Source organism: Mesorhizobium sp. CA15 (genome assembly GCF_020165215.1).
Lineage (GTDB): Bacteria > Pseudomonadota > Alphaproteobacteria > Rhizobiales > Rhizobiaceae > Mesorhizobium.
In genome coordinates this window covers 1-19,236 of sequence record NZ_JAIUHQ010000033.1, presented here as the reverse complement: position 1 = coordinate 19,236, position 19,236 = coordinate 1, and the positions used below count along the sequence as shown (strand labels likewise).

The following is a 19,236-nucleotide window of genomic DNA, read 5'->3' as shown; positions in this document are numbered from 1 at the left end:
GTACTTCCACGAGATCGCCTCGTTGGCCAGGATGGTGTGGCCGTCGCCCTCGCTGCCGCCATCCACCGTCACCTTGTCGATGGTGATCTCAGGATCGGCGCCGAAGTAATTCGAAGGATCGGAATCGGTTACCGTGCCCGTGCCCGTTGAAGCCGTCACAGTACCGATATTAGAATAATTCCCGGAGATCGCCGTACCGGAGCCAGTGAAAATCCAGGTCTCGGTCGTGTCGAGCTTGTTGTCATGGTTGGTGTCGCCGACATTGAAGCCGCCGCTGAGCACCGGTGAGACGACGACGTTGTGGTCGTCGGTCACGACGACGTTCGACAACGCAACGTTGCCGGTATTGGTGATCGTATACTTCCAGGAGATCGAATCGCCTGCAAGGACGTTTAGGCCGTCTCCGGAGACCGCACCGTCGACCGTCTGCTTGTCGATGGCGATTCCGGGTTGGGTCGAAACGCTTGGGACCGTCGTGGTGCGCCACTCCTCGAAGCCGCCATCCGAGCCTGAGAAGCTCGAGTAGAGCGTGACGTAGGAGCTGGACGTCGCGCCGGCACTGAGGAAGGAGCTGACCGGGACAAGCACGCGGTAGTCATCCGTGCCGGAACCGTGATTGGAGTCCGTCAGCACCTGCGTGCCGGGCATGTCGAAGACCGAGACGAAGCCGGAGAAGCCGGCATTATAGTCGGTAAGGGTCGCGTCGTGGTTGGAAATATAGACCCTGAGATCGGTCAGCGTGATGTTGGCATTGACGTTTTCGTTAAGGTCCAGCCGGAACTCGATATATTGGATGCCGTTGACGGTGATCGGCTGCAGATTGCCCCATTGCAGGCTGTGCGTGAACGAGGCCTTGTCGTCGAGGACGTTGCCATTCTGATCGGTGTTGAAGCCTTGCTCGACACCTGTCGCCTGCAAGCGGAAGAAGGAATCGTAGTTACCTGTACCGGAACCAATCGACGTGGCCTCGAGAAGCACACCACTGCCAATGTCACTCATCGTCATTTCCTCCACAGACGCTCGCGCGTCTTTTGGCCGCCACGGCGGCTAACTACCCCATGCAACGGCGCCAAGATCGGCGCCCAATTCCGTGCGGGAGGAGGATCGACGTGGCATCCAGCAAGCAGCGATCATCGGCCGGCAGCAAGTGCCACACGCAAGGTGGCTGCTCACGACTGCTGGCGGCTCGATAGCGACGGCTAAAAGCGACGGCGATCGCCGCGCTGCGTTTCCCCTACCCCAGTAGCGCAGTATCTCGTTGTTGCCGGTCTCGAGACGATTCACGCTACTATATTAGGATATTATTAACTCTACCGCAGCGTGCGTCAACGGGCAATTCGATGAAGAGTTAATGACAAACCTCAAACCAAGGGCGCGAATTCGTTTATTCGGCATAAAGAATACTTCGCTCTATTCTTAAGTCTTATTTTATAAGGGACCTTTGCGCCGACCGTTCAGACTTCGGTGTCAGACCTCTTGCGCAGCCATGGCACCTGAAGCGATGCGGCTGGAGGAAGCTCTCAGACCACCTTCTTGTTGCCCTGCCTGCCGCCATACGCTTCCACGGCCTTCTCCACGGCGCGCTTCAGCTCGTCCTTGATCTCCGCCGTCTCGGCCATCAGCGCCTCGATCTTGAGAAAATCGAGCACACGGTATTTCGAGACTTTTGGACGTATCAGTATGTCGGGGCTGGACTGCTGCAGCTTGTTGGCGATGATCGACTGCATCATCAGCTGCGAGGCGCCATACATCAGGTCGACCGTAGTCGGATGCTTGCGCTCGGCGTCGCTCGGCGCGCCGACCACGTCGATTGCGATGACGATATCGGCATCCTTTTCGAGGAGATCGAAGGGGACGGGATTGTAGATGCCGCCGTCGATCAGCAGGCAATCATTGCGCACCACAGGGCGGAACACCGCCGGAATGGCGGCCGAGGCCGCAAGCGCCGAATGCAATTCACCCTCGGCGAACACGGCGAGCTTGTGGCCGAAATAGTCGGTCGCCGTCACCTTGAGCGGAATCTTCAGCTCTTCGAAGGCGGCGGGGATATCCTGAGGCAGGAACGCCTTCAGGATGCGCTCGATATTGAACTGGCCGACGCGGATGCCGCCCTGCATGGCTTCGGCGATCGTGCCCGGCCGCGAGCGCCACATGCGCGCCGCTACTTCGGCCCGGCTGCCGAGGATCGACCGGGCATAATCGTGAATCTCGGCACCCTTCATGCCCGACGCCATGCCGGCACCCATGATGGCGCCGATCGAAGAGCCGGCAATCGCCGCCGGCTTGATGCCAAGCTCGTCGAGAGCCTCGATGATATGGATATGCGCAAGACCGCGCGCGCCACCGCCGCCGAAGGCCACCCCGAAGGTCGGGCTCATCCCTTGCGGCCTCCCGCCACCTGAACCAGCGGCGGCCCGATGACCATCACCGCCGGATCGGAGGACAGGAGCTTCTTTGCCGCCGCCTTGACGTCGGCCAGCGTCACCGCGTTGATGAGAGCCGCGCGCCGCTTGATATAATCGATGCCGAGATGATCGATCTGCAGCTCCACCAGCGTCGCGGCGATGGAGCTGGACGAATCCAGATTGCTGATGGCGTAGGCGCCGACCATGTATTTCTTGGTCGCCGCGAGCTCCTCCTCCGAGGGGCCGTTCTCAGCCATGTCCTTCACCACCTGGCGCACGATCGCAAGCGTTTGGGCCGCGCGGTCGGAACGCGTCGCCGTCGTCACCAGCAGCGCGTTGGAATGCTCGTGATCGACGAGATCGGAGCTGACGCTATAGGCAAGGCCGCGCTTCTCGCGCACCTCTTCGTAGAGACGCGACGTGAATGTCGAGCCGCCGAGTATCTCGTTCATCAGCGCGGCGGCGTAGAAATCGGGATCGCTTCGCTTCACGCCCGGCCAGGCAAGCTGCAGGGAGGTCTGCGGCAAGTCGTAATTCACTTCGAGCTGCTGGCCGAGCTTGGGCGTGACGTCGACAATCGGCGCCAGCGCCTGCTTGTCCGGCAGGTCGCCGAACACCTCGTCGAGCCTGCTGCTCAACGTGGCGGCGTCGATATCGCCCACCACCGCCACATGCAGGCCGCCGCGGGCGAAATTTGCTTTGTGGAAGGCCCTGAGGTCGTCCGCAGTGATGGTGGCGAGGCTGTCTTTGTTGCCCTCGTCCGGCCGCGCATAGGGATGCTGGCCATAGATCGCGCGGAGCCAGCGCTGCTGGCCGATCGTGTTGGGATCCCGTTCGTTGGCGAGGATCCCGGACAGTATCTGGGCGCGGATGCGGTCGATCGGCGCCTGGTCGAAGCGCGGACTGTTCACCGCCAGCTTCAGCAGGCCGAAAGCCTCGTCCTTCTGCTCGGACAACATGCGCATCGAACCATAGGTGCCATCGCGGGCGGCCTGAAAACTCATCTCGGCGCCGGCATCGTCGAGCTTCACCTGGAAGGCCTCGCTGTCGAGGTCGCCGGCGCCCTCGTCGAACAGGCCGGTCATCAGGTTGACCAGGCCTTCCTTGCCGGCCGGATCCTGCGCCGTGCCGCCGTCGAAGACGAAACGGATCGCAACCAGCGGGATCGAATGGTCTTCCACCAGCCAGGCGGTGACGCCCTTCTTGGACTTCACCTCCTGGATGTTCATTTCGGCGCGCGCGGCAAGCGCCGGCAAAAGCAGGAAGAACAGGGCGAAGCAAAAGATGGCAACGGCGCGATAGACGCGCCCACCTTCTCCCGTTGTGGGAGAAGGAAAGGTGCTCGTGCGGCCAAGAACCATGCTCATCATCAATTCCCCGCCTGCTGCTGCGGCAAGAGATAGCCACTGGTTGAGCGATCGAGCACCAGATAGCGGGCAGCGACGGCCTTGACCTCATCGGCGGTTACCTTGCGGATGCGGTCGGGCCATTCCTGGACGTCCTTGACATTGCCGCCCGTCGCAAGCGTCGAGCCGTACATGTTGGCCATGTCGTCCTGCTTGTCGCGCGCAAAGATCATGGAGCGCACATAGCGGGTCTTGGCCCGCTCCAGCTCATCGTCGCTGACGCCGTCCTTGACGATGCGGGCGATCTCGGCATCGACCGCCGCCTCGATATCGACAAGCTTGGCGTCGCCGCGCGGGGCGCCATAGACGGTGAAGTTGGTGGCGTCGAGCATGGTGCCCTGGAAATAGGCGCCGGCCTCGGAAGCGATACCCTGCTTGACGACGAGCTGCTGGTACAACCTGCTGCGGTTGTCGCCGCCGAGGATCTCGGCAAGCAGGTCGAGCGCCTCGGCTTCGCCGGGCTTGGCCGTGTGATAGGACGGCACCACCCATTGCGTCGAAAAACTCGGCACCGAGACGCGCGCGTCGGTCAGCGTCACCGTGCGCTTCGTGTTCTGCTCGGGCTCGACGGGACGGATGCGCGGCCGCAGGTCCGGGCCGCGGGCGACCTTGCCGTAGGTCCTTTCGGCCATCGCCTTCACCGCGTCGGGATCGACGTCGCCCACCACCACCAGCACGGCGTTGTTCGGCCGATAATAGGCGTCGTAGAAGGCTTTCGCGTCCGGACGGTTCAACTGCTCCATCTCCTGCATCCAGCCGATCACCGGAATGCGGTAAGGCTGGTTCTGCCAGAGCGTCGCGTCGACCTCCTCGTCGAGCACCGCCTGCGGGTTGCCGTCGATGCGCGAGCGGCGCTCCTCCAGGATCACGTCGCGCTCGGTCTTGATGACATCGTCGGTCAGGATGAGGTTACGCATGCGATCGGCCTCGAAGCCCATCATCTGCTCGAGCGCCGAAGGCGGCACCGTCTCGTGGAAGGCGGTGTAGTCGTAAGAGGTGAAGGCGTTGTTGGAGCCGCCGATCTCGGACACGGCGCGGTCGAACTCGCCGGCGGCGTGATTTGTCGTGGCCTTGAACATCAGGTGCTCGAAGAAATGCGCGATGCCGGATTTGCCGGGCGGCTCGTCGGCGCTGCCGATCTTGTACCAGACCATGTGGGTGACGATCGGGGCGCGATGGTCCGGGACGATGACCACTTCCATGCCGTTGTCGAGCAGGAAATCCTTGACCTCGCCGTCATCGGCCGCGCGGGCCGGAGCAGCCGCGGCAAGCGCCAGCGCGCCCGCCAGAAGCGCTGCGCGCAGCCCAATCCCTGTTTGTCTCATCAAGTTCTCCGGTCGCGGTTGCGCGACGATAGGCAAGGTTCGCTGGTGAGGCAAAGTGATTTGTTCGGCATTTTCGAGGCGAGGCTAGTTGGCCTCGACGAAGCGGATGATCGTTTCGCCGTAATTGCGCTCGTCCATCACGGAAAAACCGGCGCCCGGCTCGAATGGCGCCGAGGCAGCCTCCTCGACGACGCAGAGCGCGCCAGGCAGAAGCCAGCCGCCGGCTTTGGCCGAGCGCAGCGCGCGCTCGCCGAGCCCTTTGCCATAGGGCGGATCGGCGAAGACCAGGCCGAAGGGCGAGATCGTGCCGGCTTCGCCCAAATGAGCGGCGTCGCGACGAAAAATCTTGGTGCGGCCGGTGAGCCCATAGGCCTCGACGTTCTCGCGGATCAGGCCTCGCCCTTCGGTCGATTCTTCGATGAAGACGCAGTAGGAGGCGCCGCGCGACAGCGCCTCAAGTCCGAGCGCGCCGGTGCCGGCGAAAAGGTCGAGCACGCGGCCGCCCTCGAGCTTTTCCGCGTAGCGATGCGCCAGGACGTTGAACACCGCCTCGCGGGTGCGGTCGGTGGTCGGGCGGATGGCATTGCTTTTCGGCGTCGCCAGCGGACGCCCGCGGAATTCACCGCCGACGATCCGCATCGCCGCCCCTCTTCGGACCGCGCGGCCTGTCGCCGCCATCGCCTTCAGGACGCTCGCCGCGAGGCTTGCCGAACGGCTTCGCGCCCGGCTTGCCCTTGCCGCCCGGCCTGTAGGATGCCTTGCGCGCCTTCGCCTCGGCGGCCTTGGCGGCATCGGCCTCCGCCCTGCCCTTGCCGATCGGCCGGGCGCCCGGCGCCATCCAGACATTGGCCTTGCGCTGGCCCGGCGGCTCGATCGGCCGCTGCTCGCGCTCGGATTTCTTGCCCCCAAACCGCGGCTTGTCGCCGAAACCGCCGCGGTCGGATTTCGGGCCGCGCTCGCCGAACGCCCTGTCCGGCCCAAATGCCCTGTCCGGCTTTGTCGAGAGCTTGCTCAGCGCCTCGTCGCGGCTGCCTTCGCGGCGCTTGCGCGCCTTGATCAGCCCGCCCTCGCCGATCGGTCGGTGGTCGCCGTCGCGCGTGAATTTCGGCCGGTCGGCCTCTTCACGGCGAGGCCCGCCGCCGCGCACCGGCTTGTTGGAGAACGGCTTTTGGATTTCGGCATCGAAATTGGCGCCGGATTCCTCGATCAGCCGCTCGCCAAGCTGCTCGCGCAACACGCGGCCCTTGATCTCGAGCACGTGGCCCTCCGGCAGGTCCTCGAGCTGGAACGGCCCGTAGGAAATGCGGATAAGCCGCGTCACGTCGAGGCCAAGCGCGCCGAGGATGTTCTTCACCTCGCGGTTCTTGCCTTCGCGCAGGCCGAGCGTCAGCCAGGCATTGGTGCCCTGCTCGCGATCGAGCGAAGCTTCGATCGAGCCGTAGAAGACGCCGTCGACGGCGATGCCTTCGCGCAGGCCGGCGAGCGCGCTCTCCTCGACCTTGCCGTGGACGCGCGCACGATAGCGCCGCAGCCAGCCGGTCGCGGGCAATTCGAGCACGCGGGACAGCCCGCCGTCATTGGTCAAAAGCAGCAGGCCCTCGGTGTTGATGTCGAGCCGGCCGATCGTCATCAGCCGCGGCAGGTCGGGCGGCAGCACGTCGAAGACGGTCCTGCGGCCTTCCGGATCGCGATTGGTGGTGACGACTCCCGCCGGCTTGTGGAACAGGAAGAGACGCGTGCGCTCGATCGGGGGAATCTCGGTGCCGTCGAGATGGATGATGTCGTCGGCGCCGACATTGAAGGCCGGCGAGTCCAGCACCTTGCCGTTCACCTTGACGCGGCCGGCGGCGATCAATTCCTCGGCGTCGCGGCGCGAGGCGATGCCGGCGCGCGCCAGCCGCTTGGCGATGCGCTCGCCGCTTTCCGGCGCGGCTTCCGAGGGCCGCGGCCGCGGCTTGAAGCCGCCTTCCGGTTTTCTTGCGACGCCATCGCGCTGCGGACGATCGCTGAAGTCTCGCTTCGGCCGGTCGGCGAAATCGCGTTTGGGACCGTCATCGAACGCGCGCTTGGGGCGATCGAAACGTCGTTCGCCCCGTTCGCCTTCAGCCGCCACCGGCCGCTCGCCCCGCGGCGTATAGGGCTTGCGGCTCTCACGCTTGTCGAAGGGCTTGCCGTCGCGCGGCGGACCTTTGCGGAACGGCCTGTCGCCTCGCTCCCCGCCTTCCCCCGTTTCACGCGGCTTGTAGCTGCGCTTGAAGTCGCGGGCCGGGCGCTCGCCTTCGGCCGCCATCGGCCGGTCGCCGCGCGGCGTGTAAGGTTTGCGGCCATCGCGCTTCTCGAAGGGCTTGCCGTCGGGACGCGGACCTTTGTTGAACGGCTTTTCGGCGCGCCCGGCGCCCTCGCCCGTTTCGCGTGGCTTATAGCTACGCTCGCCATAGCGGCGCTCGCCTTCGGCAGCCGCGGGCCGCTCGCGCTTGGCGAACGGCTTCTTGGTGCCATAGGCCGGCTTGCCGTCTCGCCGGCCCGCCGGTTTCGAGCCGCCTTTGCGCGGCCCGCGTGGAGATTTCTTGTCGTCGTTCATTACTTTGCTCGTCTTTGCCTGCTACGACGCCGCGCGCCCTTGCGGACGCCCAACGCAGGCAGTGTCATTCTTGATTTTGCGCATATGCCAGCGCGGCAAAAACCGATTCCGGTTTTCAAGGTCTCGCGCTAGATAACAGGATCGCTGTCGGGTGGCGAGGAGTAATCGGAATGGAGACCGCTTGAAACGACCGGATTTCATGGCTCTGGCGCTTGAAGAGGCCGAAGCGGCCGCCGGCCGCGGCGAAGTGCCGGTCGGCGCCGTGATCGCGAATGGCGGCACGGTGGTCGCGAAAGCCGGCAACCGCACGCGCGAATTCTCGGACCCGACCGCGCATGCCGAGATGCTGGCGATCCGCGAGGCCTGCCGGAAGCTCGCAAGCGAGCGTCTCACCGGCCACGATCTCTATGTGACGCTGGAGCCCTGCGCGATGTGCGCCGGCGCGATCTCCTTCGCCCGGCTGCGGCGGCTCTATTTCGGCGCCGCCGACGAGAAAGGCGGCGCCGTGGTCAACGGCGCGCGCTTCTTCGCCTCGCCCACCTGCCATCACGCGCCGGATGTCTATGCGGGGATCGGCGAAAGCGACGCCGCCCTCATCCTCAAGGATTTTTTTCGCGAGAAACGGGATGGTGGGTGAAGTGAGTAGTGGTTAGTGAGTAGTGAAGCAGTCACCACTGACTACTGACTACTGACTAATGACTAATGACTATTTCACAGCCCCAGCCAGTCGAACCAGCCGCCCTTCTTGCCTTCGGCCTGCGCCTTGAGACGGCGCTCCTTCTTGTACTCGTCCTCGCCGAGCTCGTTCTGCGGCGCGGTGGCGGCCGCCTGACGATAGGCAAGCGGCGGCTCGCTCAGATATTTGCGAGTGGTCGGATCGCCCTGCTTCTGTTCGGCCAGCCGGCGCTGAACCTCGGCGCGGCGCGTGGCGCTGGAATCATCCGGCGACCAGCGCGGCGGGTGGCTGGAACCCGAATCCGCCATCGCCTTCTTCACCGCTTCGGGATCGGTCTGGACATCCTCGGCCGCTTCAGGCTGGTAGTTCGGATCGTTCTGGTGCGCGGTGGCGTCGGCGCGGATGCGGGCGCGGCGCGCCTCCGGGGATTCGGGCCAGTCGGCGCTCGCCGTCTGGATGCTCTGCTGCGGCGCGGGCAAGCTTTCCTTCTGCCCAGGAGCTGGCTTCACCAGTTCAGGACGCGGCTTGTAGTCGATCGGATCGCGACGCTTCGGCGTGATCGCGGCAGCGCCGGAAACATCATCGAAGAGCTGCGCGGCAGCGGTCTTGCCGGTCCCGTAGGTGGGCGAGCTCACGCAGCCGGACATTGCGATGGCCGATACCACAAGCGGCGCCATCAGCGCGGCGCGCGCAAACGTTCTGTCGGTCATGCCAAAAAGTCCCACTCTAACAGCCTTTCGGTCGCCACCGGCCAAGGGCACGGTCCCCTGCTTCCCCGCATTTGCGATGGAAATCCGGCGACAATTTGTCTGCCGGAGTGTCGCGTGTTTACCTCAACCGCTCGTCAAGGGCAACGCACGGGCGGGTTTCCGGCCACCCGGCGCGCTGCTTTTGCACCGGCTTATAAACGGCCAAGCGCCTTCAGCTCGTGCAGCACGGCCGCATCGCGGGCCGAAACGTCCGGGAATTCCGAGTCCTGGCCGACATCGGCGGTGTAGCGCCAGGAGCGCGCGCATTTGACCAGACCGCGATCCTCGGCTTTCTCCACCACCACCGCCACGCCCTTGACGTCGTCGAGCGTGAAGGCGCCTTCCGGGGCTTTGCCATGCTTGACGACGAGATCGCTGGTGATCGCCATCTCGGCCATGTCGACATCGGCGATCGCCGCCTCCAGCGCGGCGTCGTCGAGCGTCACCACCGGCACGGCCTCGAGCGACGAACCGATCAGCTTCTCGGCGCGCGCGATCTCCAGCGCGCCGGTGACGACACGGCGCACTTGCCTTACCTTGCGCCATTTCTCGGCCAGCGCCTCGTTGCGCCAGTTCTGCGGGATCGCCGGGAACTGATCGAGATGCACCGATACGGCTTGCGGATGGCGGTCGAGCCAGGCTTCCTCGGTGGTGAAGGGCAGCATCGGCGCCAGCCATTTCACCAGGCATTCGAAGAGGTGGCGCACCACCTGCACGGCCGCCTTGCGACGCAGGCTCGACGGCGCGTCGCAATAGAGCGCGTCCTTGCGGATGTCGAAATAGAAGGCCGAAAGCTCCACCACCATGAAGTCGAGCAGCGTGCGGGTGATGCGCTTGAACTCGAACGCGTCGTAGCCCTGGCGCACCACCTCGTCCAGCTCCGACAGCCGGTGCAGCATCAGCCGCTCCAGTTCCGGCATCGCCTCGACCGGCACATCCTGGCCGTCGTCATGAGCGAGCGTGCCCAGCATCCAGCGGATGGTGTTCCTGAGCTTGCGGTAGGCGTCGATATTGGTCTGCAGCACGTTCTTGCCGAGGCGCTGGTCTTCCCAATAATCGGTCGTCACCACCCAGAGCCTCAGGATATCGGCGCCGGACTGTTTGATGACGTCCTGCGGCACGACGGTGTTGCCGAGCGACTTCGACATCTTGCGGCCTTCCTCGTCCATGGTGAAGCCATGGGTGATGACCGTGTCGTAAGGCGCCCTGCCCCTGGTGCCGCAGCTTTCGAGCAGCGAGGAATGGAACCAGCCGCGATGCTGATCCGAGCCCTCGAGATAGACGTCGGCCGGCCATTTGAGATCCGGACGGTCTTCCAACGTGAAGACATGCGTCGAGCCGGAATCGAACCAGACGTCGAGGATGTCCATCACCTGGTGCCATTTCGAGGCATCGTGATTGCCGAGGAAGCGCGCCTTGGCGCCTTCGGCGAACCAGGCGTCGGCGCCTTCCTTCTCGAAAGCGTCCATGATGCGCCGGTTGACGGCCTCGTCCTTCAGCACATTGCCGTCCTCGTCGGCGAAGACGGCAATCGGCACGCCCCAGGCGCGCTGGCGCGACAGCACCCAATCCGGGCGCTCCTCGATCATGGCGCGGATGCGGTTCTGGCCCGCCGCCGGCACGAAGCGGGTGCCGTCGATCGCCTTCAGCGCGCGACCGCGCAGCGTCGTGCCGTCGCCAAGGTCCTTGTCCATATAGACGAACCATTGCGGCGTGTTGCGGAAGATGACCGGCTTCTTGGAGCGCCAGGAGTGCGGATAGCTGTGCTTCAGCCGGCCGCGCGCGAAGAGCGCGTTGCGCTTGATCAGCTCGTCGATGACCGCCTGATTGGCGTTGCCCTTCTTGCCGTTGTCATCGATGACGCGCGCCGCACCGCCCTCGCGCCCGGGGCCGAAGCCCGGCGCGTCCTTGGTGAAGAAGCCGGCATCGTCGACCGTGAAGGGGATCGCGGTATCGACGCCGCGTGCCCTCAGCTGGCTTGCGGCTTCCATCCAGGCATCGAAGTCCTCGCGGCCATGGCCGGGCGCGGTGTGCACGAAGCCGGTGCCAGCATCGTCGGTGACATGCTCGCCGGCAACCATCGGCACCGGGAATTCATAGCCGCCGCCGAGCCCTTTGAAAGGATGCGAAAGCGTAAGCTTCCCAAGCTGTTCGGCCGAGACGCTATGAAGCCTGTTGAACGTGACCTTGGCCTTGGCCGCACAGTCCTCGGCCAGCGCGTCGGCAAAGATCAGCTTCTCGCCGGGCTGCGGACCGAAGGCGTTCTCGGCCGCCGTCACCTCATAGAGGCCATAGGCGATGCGCGGCGAATAGCTCACGGCGCGGTTGCCGGGAATGGTCCAGGGTGTGGTCGTCCAGATGACGACATGCGCCTCGACCAGATCGAGCGCGGCCTCGTCCAGCGCCGGCGCGGCGCCCGCGACCGGCTGGGCAAGACTCGCGACCGGAAACTTCACCCAGATCGTGTCGCTCTCATAGTCCTGATACTCGACCTCGGCCTCTGCGAGCGCGGTACGCTCGACCACACTCCACATCACCGGCTTCGAGCCGCGGTAGAGCTGACCGGACATGGCGAATTTCAACAGTTCGCCGGCAATGCGCGACTCGGCATGGTAAGCCATGGTCGTATAGGGATTGTCGAAATCGCCGATGACGCCGAGGCGCTGGAACTCGTCGCCCTGCACCTTGATCCAATGAGCCGCGAAGTCGCGGCATTCCTTGCGGAACTCGTTGACCGGCACCTCGTCCTTGTTCTTGCCCTTGGCGCGATACTGCTCCTCGATCTTCCATTCGATCGGCAGGCCGTGGCAGTCCCAACCCGGCACGTAGTTGGCGTCATAGCCGCGCATCTGGAAGGAGCGGTTGATGACGTCCTTGAGGATCTTGTTCAGCGCATGGCCGATATGGATGTTGCCGTTGGCGTAGGGCGGGCCGTCATGCAGCACGAATTTCTCGCGGCCGGCGGCCTCCTCGCGCAGCTTTCTGTAAAGGTCCATGTCCTGCCAGCGCTTGACCAGGCCAGGCTCCTTCTCGGGCAGGCCGGCGCGCATGGGGAAATCCGTCTGCGGCAAATAAAGCGTTTTGGAATAGTCGATCGTCTCAACAGTGTCGGTCATTGATCTGCCATCTCAGGGTACCCGACGACAAAAGCCGGGCGTTCAGGTCTTGCCTTGACGCATATCGTTTTCCCAAAAACGAAGCCACCTTTGGGCGATATGCGTTGATGTTCATGAAAAAACGCGAGGGGCGCGCGCGAAAACTCCCGGCGGCTCCAGCGGCGCTCAGGCCGCCCGGAACACCGGGCCCGTAATTCGTATCGCGATCGCGAAAAGGCGCGAAAAGCTCGTCATGGCGTGGCTTTTAGCGGATGGCGCGGCAGGAATAAAGCGCGGATTTCAAGGCATGAGGCCGCTTTCGCGACCTACATCGTGAAATTGAAGCGGTAAGTGGTCGAGACACCGAAGGTCCACTGGTTGCGGTCGCCCCGTTCCTTGACCAGGCTGGAATCGGCAGCCGGCCCCATCAGGCGCGAATATTCGGTGAAGACGCTCGCCGTCATCGGCTCGGTCACCTTCCAGGTGATCGCGCCGCCGAGGCCTGTCGACTTCACACCGCCGCCCGGATGGTACTCGCTCAAGCCCGAAGCCGCCGCTTCCTTGGCATTGACGCCGTAATAGGCGTCGAAATAGTCCGACGAGGCGAAGGAAACGCGCGGACCGCCGGAAATGCGAACGGTCGGCGTGATGTCGTAGAAGGCGTCGGCCGCGATATCGGCGACGAAGCCGTCGTGGGAGCGGATGCCATGCCGCAACTCGGCCCGCGCGCGCAACCAGTCCAGCGGATAAAATTCGAAGAAGCCGCCCACCTCGCCGCCGAAGCGCACCGGATCGAGCCCCTTGAGCTCATCCTTGCTCTCGCGCGAGAATATGAATTTGCCGGTCAAGCCGGCGCGAACGGAACCGTCATCGATCAGCGCCAGCGAGATGTTGTCGTTGCGCGAGGTGAAACGCGCCTCCGGACCGACCTTGCCGAGCGAAATGATCGGCTGGGCGCTGAGCATATATTTCTTGCCGCCCTCGAAATTCGGCGCGACCAGTGCTGTGGCGCCGAGCGTCAGATACCAGTCGCCGGATATCCAGCTGCCCTCGCCCGCCTGGGCGACGGGCGCGGTGGACAGGCCCATGGCAACGGCCAGCGGAATCGTCCCGACAATACGCATCGTCACCCCTTACGCGAAACGCGCCGGCAGCACCACCTGCCAGCGCTCAAGCCATGCCGTGCGTTCGGTAAAATTTGACTTAAAGTCATGACGTCGGAACCAGCGGAATCGACGGACGAATTAGGCGACACGCCGGGTGCGGCGAGACGTCTCTATCAGATCGCAGGCCGCTTCCAGTCCGCCGGTAAGCGGGTTCGATGCCCCGTAGGCAAGAGCCGCCTTGTGCCATTGCGCGGGGACCGCCGGGTTGCCGGCCTTCAGGATTGCCTGCCGCCAGATTTCAGGATCGTCGCGGTTGGCCACAACCAGCCCCGCTCCGCTGGCTTCGACATATTTTGCATATCCGCAGGCGTCCGATGCGATGACGGGCAAGCCGTTTGCGAGTGCCTCGAGGATCACCGTGCCTGTATTTTCAAGACGAGCCGGATGCAGCATGAAATCGCTTGCAACCACAATCGCCGGAATGTCTTCCTGGATGCCCAGCAGGGTAACCCGTTCCGACATGCCGGATTTGGCAATCAGGGCGCGAAGTCGCGTTTCCTCCTCGCTGCCTTTTCGAAGACCGGCGATCAGCCAATGGATATCCGGGAACGGCTGCAGGCCCTTTACCGCCCGATCGAGACCCTTCACCTTCAATCTGTTGGCGATGGTCAAGGCAATGACGGATTTGCGGGGAAGCCCAAAACGATCGCGGATCTCATTGCGGTCGACAGTGAGCAGTTCCGGTCTGCGGCGTTTCGGATCGAGCGTCGGGCCGACGACGTGAATGCGCGATTCCTCGGTTCGCCAGAAGTCTCGGTAAAGCGCTGCCTGGTTTTCGCTGAGCGCAATGATCTGCACGGTGTTGCCAGGGGCAAAGATCATCGATTCGAGATTCTGCTGGCGCATGAAGCGGGGCGAAAACGGCCGCCACCATCCGAGCTTCGACACAAAATAGGGCGGATCGCCGGCATAGTAGATGTCCAGACCCGCCATCTTGTTGAAACCGACCACGCAGTCGAAGTCGCGCCTGGCCGTCAGCACCGACCTTCCCAGCGCATATTCGGTGCCCGGATTGGAGAGAACCCTTGCCGGCTGGATTTTTATCGTAGCCGAACTCTCGACATGACCGACCTGGCGCGTCGTCAGGATCGTCACGCTGTGGCCGCGCCCGACCAATCGGTCGCTGATATTGAGACAATCCCTCTGCAGACCCCCATTCATGAAGAGGGTAGAGATTGCGCAGCAGATTCTCATCGCGTTTTCCGGAGCGCCACCCCACCCCCAGGTCAGATCGGAGAGAGACCCCGGGTGCGCCCCAGACTTCCCCATTCAAACAAACACGCCGGGCGCTCAAATGTTGGTCGTGTTGAAAAGACGCATATGCTGTATATAGCCCGTTATCAAGAGACCTGGATGCTGTTGCATTCGAGCTTTTTCAAAAAACTCAATTGGAGCGCGCATGAAAATTCCACGGGGCGATCGTGGCTGCCAAGCCGGGTCCGACTGAAAGCCGCGGCGGCCGTGCCAAAGGCCCTGCGCGAATATGACTTGCGGCAATGGCTGAGGCTGCAGCCGCTGCTGCATGCCGTCAAGAGTGCCCGTTACCGGAAAATCGACCGGAGGTTTCTGCGTCAGCCGCTCAAGAATGGCGACATCCAAGGGATCCGTGCCGCCGCCCGCGATCGGTGTGTCCTGATTACCGTCGCTTTCGGCGATGCTCAGTGCCTGGAATTGCAGTTGCGGCTGACGAGACGATTCGTTCGCCATGATCTCCACATCGTTGCCGACAACAGCATCAGCGAAGCTTCCGCACGCGACAACAGGCAGGTATGCGCAACCCATGGCGCCGCGCATGTCAGGCTGCCGACCAATCCGTGGACTGCAAGAAGCCCGAGCCGGTCCCATGGCGCGGCGCTCAACTGGATGTGGCACAATATTCTGAAGCCTGCCGCGCCGACCGCGTTCGGATTCCTGGACCAGGATCTTTTCCCGACGCAGCCATGCGACCCTTTCGAGCCTCTTGAAGTTGCGCCGTTTCACGGCGACCTCCGCAGGGCAGGCTCGCGATGGTATTTGTGGGCTGGCTATTGCTTCTTCCGATTCGACGCCGTCGGCCGCAAGCCTCTCGATTTTGGGCTCGACTGGTTCGCCGGCCTCGACACCGGCGGAGCCAACTGGGAGGCGCTCTATCGGTAAGTGGATCCGAGCACAGTTCCGCAACGGCCGATAACCGCATTCGCGGCCTTGCCTGGGGTTGAGCTCAGACGGGCCTATTGCGAATGGCGGGGAAGCTGGCTTCATGAAGTCGGCCTCGATGGCGACCTCTCGTTGAAGGCGAAAAAGCGCGAGGCGGTGCTGCGGCTGCTCGCGCCCGCACTTGAGGTCCCGCTCGGATCGGCGCGACAAGGAAATTGACGGTCGACAGACCGAGGAAACTTTGGAATTGGAATTTTGAAGCCAGGCTGCCGACATCCGAGAATTCAACGGCCATTCGGTCGCGACCAATCATTGCAAGGAAAGTTCCATTGCCGACAGTAAGCGTCATCATTCCGGTGCGAGACGGCGCGCAATATGTCGGCGAGGCCCTGCAAAGCATCCTGGACCAGGATCTGGCGGATATCGAAATCATCGTTGTCGACGACGGATCTTGCGACGACAGCGCCGCGATCGCGACATCGATCGGCAACCGTGATGGCCGCGTCAAAGTTGTCGCCAACCACGGCAAGGGGATCGTCGATGCGCTGAACATGGGGATTTCGCTCGCGCGGGCCCCTCTTGCCGCGCGCATGGATTGCGACGATATCTCGCTGTCCGACAGGTTGCGCCTGCAGGTGGCGTGTTTCCAGGCCGACGCCGATTTGCAGTTGCTCGGCACGGCGGGATTGCAGATCGACCGGGACGGAAACCCGTTGAGGCCGATAGACGTTCCGGCCGGCAACGACCAGTTGCGGGACGCGCTTGCCAGGTACAATCCGATGCTTCATCCGACGGTGATGTTCCGGACCGAGGCCGTCCGGCGCGCGGGAGGCTACCGTCGGGCGTTCACCTATGCCGAGGACTACGATCTTTGGCTGCGGCTTTCCGAGACCGGAAAACTGGCCAACATGGATGCGCGGCTCGTGAAGCTGAGATCGCATCCGGGACAGGTATCGCGCATGAAGCAGGACCAGCAGAAGGCTGCCGCGGCATTGGCCAGGCAGTCGGCGCTGCTGCGTCGCAATCGCACCGAGCCGTTCGACGCCAACAGCCAACCCGCGCAGGCCATCGCGAGCTTTCTGGCATCGCGCGCCGCCACAGGGGCCGGCATCTCCAGCCTGGAAAGACGCGACATCGAGTTGCTGTTGCGAACCGCGGGCATACCCATGGCCGTCACTTGCAAGCTGCTGTTCCTGGCGGCTGTCGGCGCCCCTTCCTTCAGGACGCTTGCGCTAGGACCTCGACTGGCCTGGCGCAGGATGATCGCGCGCCCTGCAAGAATTCGGCCCAGCTGATGCGGCTTGTCGTCGATCTCTCGAGCATGGTGCGGTGGCTCGGCCCCCCGGTCGGCCTGGTCCGCGTGCAACGCCACTACGCAGCCGCGGCGGCCGCATTCAAGGCCTCCGAGGTGGCATTCACGGTGTTCGACCCGATCGAGCTGGTGCTTAGACAGGTTTCGCCGACCATGGCGGCGGAGATCATCACCGGCAACATTTCGTGCGACATGAGCTTTTACCCGGACCCTGCCCGCTTCAAGATGCGTTTTTACGATCGCTGGCCGAACTGGGCCCGGCGGTCGCTGATGGCGATCATCAGACCGCGCCGGATCCTGATAATGGAAATCGGCGCGTTCGGCCTGCGCAATCCCGGCAGCCCTTTGCTTCGTTTCCTCGAGCGGATCGAAAACCGGCTAATGAAGGAAACCGAGCGGCGGCAAGTCGCTGGCGTGGGCGGTTCACGCGCCCGGATCGTCCCGCTCAGGACCGTGGCTGGCAACAAGTACGATCTTTCGCCCGGCGACCATCTGCTCTTGATGAACAACGACTGGGCGCACACCGATATCGAGGTCATTTCGCGTGAGGCGCGCTTGGCCGGCGCAAAGCTGATCGTGCTGTTGAACGACATCATTCCGATCCAGTTTCCCGAATGGTACAAGCCGCACGACGTCAAGAGATTCACGGATTATGTGGATCTGGCGATGAGGCTGGCAGACCGTTTCATCCTGACTTCGAGGCGCGTCACCACCGATGTCGTGGAATATGCCGCCAAGCGCGGCATCCACCTGCCGCAGCTGGAGCATGTCCCTCTCGGCTGCGACAGTGCCCGCAAATCGAAGGCGGACGGCCGCCTGCCGGATGGGCTCGAGACGGATCGCTACGTCCTCTTCGTTTCCACCATCGAACCGCGCAAGAACCATTCGCTGCTGATGGATGTCTGGACGCGCCTTGTCCTTGACGGAACGGTCGCGCATAGCGGCATGAAGCTGGTTTTCGTCGGCCGCAGCGGCTGGATGGTCGACGGCATCCTGGCCAAGCTTCACGGCCATCCTGCCTACGGCAAGAGCCTCGTTCATCTCGACAACGTCGATGACGATACGCTGTCCCTTCTTTACCGCAACAGCGCGTTCTGCGTGTACCCGTCGCTCTACGAGGGATATGGGCTGCCGCCTGTCGAGGCGCTGGCCTACGGCAAGGCGCTGATCGCCTCGACGGGCGGAGCCATCGCCGAAGTGGTCGGTTCGTCGGGACTCTGCCTTGATCCGCTCGACGTCGAAGGATGGGAAAACGCGATGCGGCAGTGGATCACTTCGCCCGCGGCCCGTGCTCCGTACGAAGCGAAGGCCACAGATTTCGTGGCGCGAAGCTGGGAGCAGGCCGGCCGGGAGACGCTGGAGGCGACGCTGGCGCCCTTCCCGGACGAAGTCCAGCCGCCGCCAGATTGACGATCTCTGCACGCCCGCCGATCGCGGTCATCCGGCCGACGCCGGCCAAGTCGGTTCGTCGGCAAATGGCGGCCTGACGAAGGCGGCGCTTCGCACGCGCCGCGCTGCTCGCTGGACGCTCAAGTTCATCGGGACTACCTTCCTTTCACCCGCAAGCGGCGCGGCGACATCGGAGGGAAAGATCATGACCTTGCAAGGCGATGCTCTGAAAGACGCGATCGGCCAGACGCGGGACAAATGGGGATGGTTTGTGGCGCTCGGCGTGTTGCTGCTGATCTTCGGCGGCATCGCTTTCGGCAATCTGTTCATCGCCACCGTCGCTTCCGTCTATGTCGTCGGCTGGCTGATGCTGATGGCAGGTGTCATCGAGATCATCCACGCCTTCGGGGTCAAGACCTGGGGACGTTTCTTCTACTGGCTGCTGAGCGGCCTGCTCTACGCCGTTGCCGGCTTCTTCGCCTTCGACAACCCGTTGCTTGCCTCGGCGGTGCTGACGCTGCTATTGGCCATCGCGCTCGTCGCTTCGGGGCTTTTGCGGTCCTGGGTGGCCTTCCATCATCGGCCGCAGCAAGGCTGGGGATGGCTGCTGGCCGCTGGCATCATCACCATTCTGCTCGGCCTGATGATCGCCATGGGCTGGCCGGTGAACAGTCTTTGGGTGCTTGGCATCTTCCTGGCGATCGACCTGGTGTTCCAGGGATGGAGCTTCATCGCCATCGGGCTGGCGCTGAAGCGGTAGGCCGCAAGCGGCGATCCAGGGTGTGTTGAGATTCAGGTCAGGCCGAGCCGAGAACGGCGGTTTCCGAGAACCGGAGCGGAGCGTACTTCTCGTACGTGAGCACCGGAAGCATAGGAAACCGTCGTTCGGAGGCCGGCATCACCTGAATATCAACGCAGCCTAGAGCGTTTCATAGCTTGATTGAATCAGAAGGGATTCCCGGTCGGTCGGATTTGTGATTCAAGATGCTGGCTGGA

15 protein-coding genes are annotated in these 19,236 nt (G+C 63.5%); 5 read left to right on the top strand and 10 right to left on the bottom strand.

The features are described 5' to 3' along the window. The 6 genes from LB515_RS27685 to LB515_RS27660 all read right to left on the bottom strand — a co-directional run. Positions 1 to 999, bottom strand: a 999-nt coding sequence (locus LB515_RS27685; RefSeq protein ID WP_224709613.1) for a hypothetical protein, incomplete at its 3' end; no start/stop codon positions are given. Between the two features lie 521 nt (positions 1,000 to 1,520). Further along, positions 1,521 to 2,378: a patatin-like phospholipase family protein gene (locus tag LB515_RS27680; RefSeq protein ID WP_224709612.1), complete on the bottom strand. Its 858-nt coding sequence runs from the start codon at positions 2,376 to 2,378 to the stop codon at positions 1,521 to 1,523. After that, the gene (locus tag LB515_RS27675) at positions 2,375 to 3,775 is read right to left on the bottom strand and encodes a M16 family metallopeptidase (RefSeq protein ID WP_411969173.1); all 1,401 of its coding nucleotides are present in this window, start codon (positions 3,773 to 3,775) and stop codon (positions 2,375 to 2,377) included. Before LB515_RS27675 ends, LB515_RS27680 begins: the two co-directional genes overlap by 4 nt. Continuing rightward, the gene (locus tag LB515_RS27670) at positions 3,775 to 5,136 is read right to left on the bottom strand and encodes a M16 family metallopeptidase (protein WP_224709610.1); all 1,362 of its coding nucleotides are present in this window, start codon (positions 5,134 to 5,136) and stop codon (positions 3,775 to 3,777) included. The genes LB515_RS27675 and LB515_RS27670 overlap by 1 nt, the downstream gene beginning before the upstream one ends. A gap of 84 nt (positions 5,137 to 5,220) precedes the next feature. Continuing rightward, complete coding sequence (rsmD, locus tag LB515_RS27665) at positions 5,221 to 5,775, bottom strand: 16S rRNA (guanine(966)-N(2))-methyltransferase RsmD (RefSeq protein ID WP_224709609.1); 555 nt, start codon at positions 5,773 to 5,775, stop codon at positions 5,221 to 5,223. Further along, entirely contained in the window at positions 5,756 to 7,717 is a 1,962-nt protein-coding gene (locus LB515_RS27660) for a pseudouridine synthase (RefSeq protein ID WP_224709608.1), read from the bottom strand. Before LB515_RS27660 ends, rsmD begins: the two co-directional genes overlap by 20 nt. A gap of 181 nt (positions 7,718 to 7,898) precedes the next feature. Between LB515_RS27660 and LB515_RS27655 the strand changes: the two genes are divergently transcribed. Then, on the top strand, positions 7,899 to 8,354 hold the full coding sequence (locus tag LB515_RS27655; protein ID WP_224709607.1) for a nucleoside deaminase: 456 nt from the start codon (positions 7,899 to 7,901) through the stop codon (positions 8,352 to 8,354). A 74-nt stretch (positions 8,355 to 8,428) separates the two neighbouring features. Here LB515_RS27655 and LB515_RS27650 read toward each other — a convergent pair whose 3' ends face one another. The 4 genes from LB515_RS27650 to LB515_RS27635 form a co-directional block, all read right to left on the bottom strand. Further along, positions 8,429 to 9,070 carry a hypothetical protein gene (locus LB515_RS27650; RefSeq protein ID WP_411909049.1) on the bottom strand — a complete coding sequence of 214 codons (642 nt, stop codon included), beginning with the start codon at positions 9,068 to 9,070 and terminating at the stop codon, positions 8,429 to 8,431. Positions 9,071 to 9,294: 224 nt separating this feature from the next. Continuing rightward, positions 9,295 to 12,258, bottom strand: coding sequence for an isoleucine--tRNA ligase (gene ileS / locus LB515_RS27645; protein WP_224709606.1), 2,964 nt, complete (start codon positions 12,256 to 12,258; stop codon positions 9,295 to 9,297). A 305-nt stretch (positions 12,259 to 12,563) separates the two neighbouring features. Further along, positions 12,564 to 13,361, bottom strand: a complete 798-nt coding sequence (locus tag LB515_RS27640) for a MipA/OmpV family protein (RefSeq protein WP_224709605.1) — start codon at positions 13,359 to 13,361, stop codon at positions 12,564 to 12,566. A gap of 120 nt (positions 13,362 to 13,481) precedes the next feature. Further along, positions 13,482 to 14,564, bottom strand: coding sequence for a glycosyltransferase family 4 protein (locus LB515_RS27635; RefSeq protein WP_411909048.1), 1,083 nt, complete (start codon positions 14,562 to 14,564; stop codon positions 13,482 to 13,484). A gap of 192 nt (positions 14,565 to 14,756) precedes the next feature. On the opposite strand from LB515_RS27635, the gene LB515_RS27630 reads away from it, so the two are divergent. From LB515_RS27630 to LB515_RS27615, 4 genes are all read left to right on the top strand, one after another. Next, positions 14,757 to 15,539, top strand: a complete 783-nt coding sequence (locus LB515_RS27630; RefSeq protein WP_224709604.1) for a hypothetical protein — start codon at positions 14,757 to 14,759, stop codon at positions 15,537 to 15,539. Between the two features lie 329 nt (positions 15,540 to 15,868). Continuing rightward, positions 15,869 to 16,834, top strand: a complete 966-nt coding sequence (locus LB515_RS27625; RefSeq protein WP_224709603.1) for a glycosyltransferase — start codon at positions 15,869 to 15,871, stop codon at positions 16,832 to 16,834. After that, on the top strand, positions 16,834 to 18,261 hold the full coding sequence (locus LB515_RS27620) for a glycosyltransferase family 4 protein (protein WP_224709602.1): 1,428 nt from the start codon (positions 16,834 to 16,836) through the stop codon (positions 18,259 to 18,261). The genes LB515_RS27625 and LB515_RS27620 overlap by 1 nt, the downstream gene beginning before the upstream one ends. A gap of 184 nt (positions 18,262 to 18,445) precedes the next feature. Further along, the gene (locus tag LB515_RS27615; RefSeq protein ID WP_224544708.1) at positions 18,446 to 19,000 is read left to right on the top strand and encodes an HdeD family acid-resistance protein; all 555 of its coding nucleotides are present in this window, start codon (positions 18,446 to 18,448) and stop codon (positions 18,998 to 19,000) included. Positions 19,001 to 19,236 lie beyond the last annotated feature (236 nt).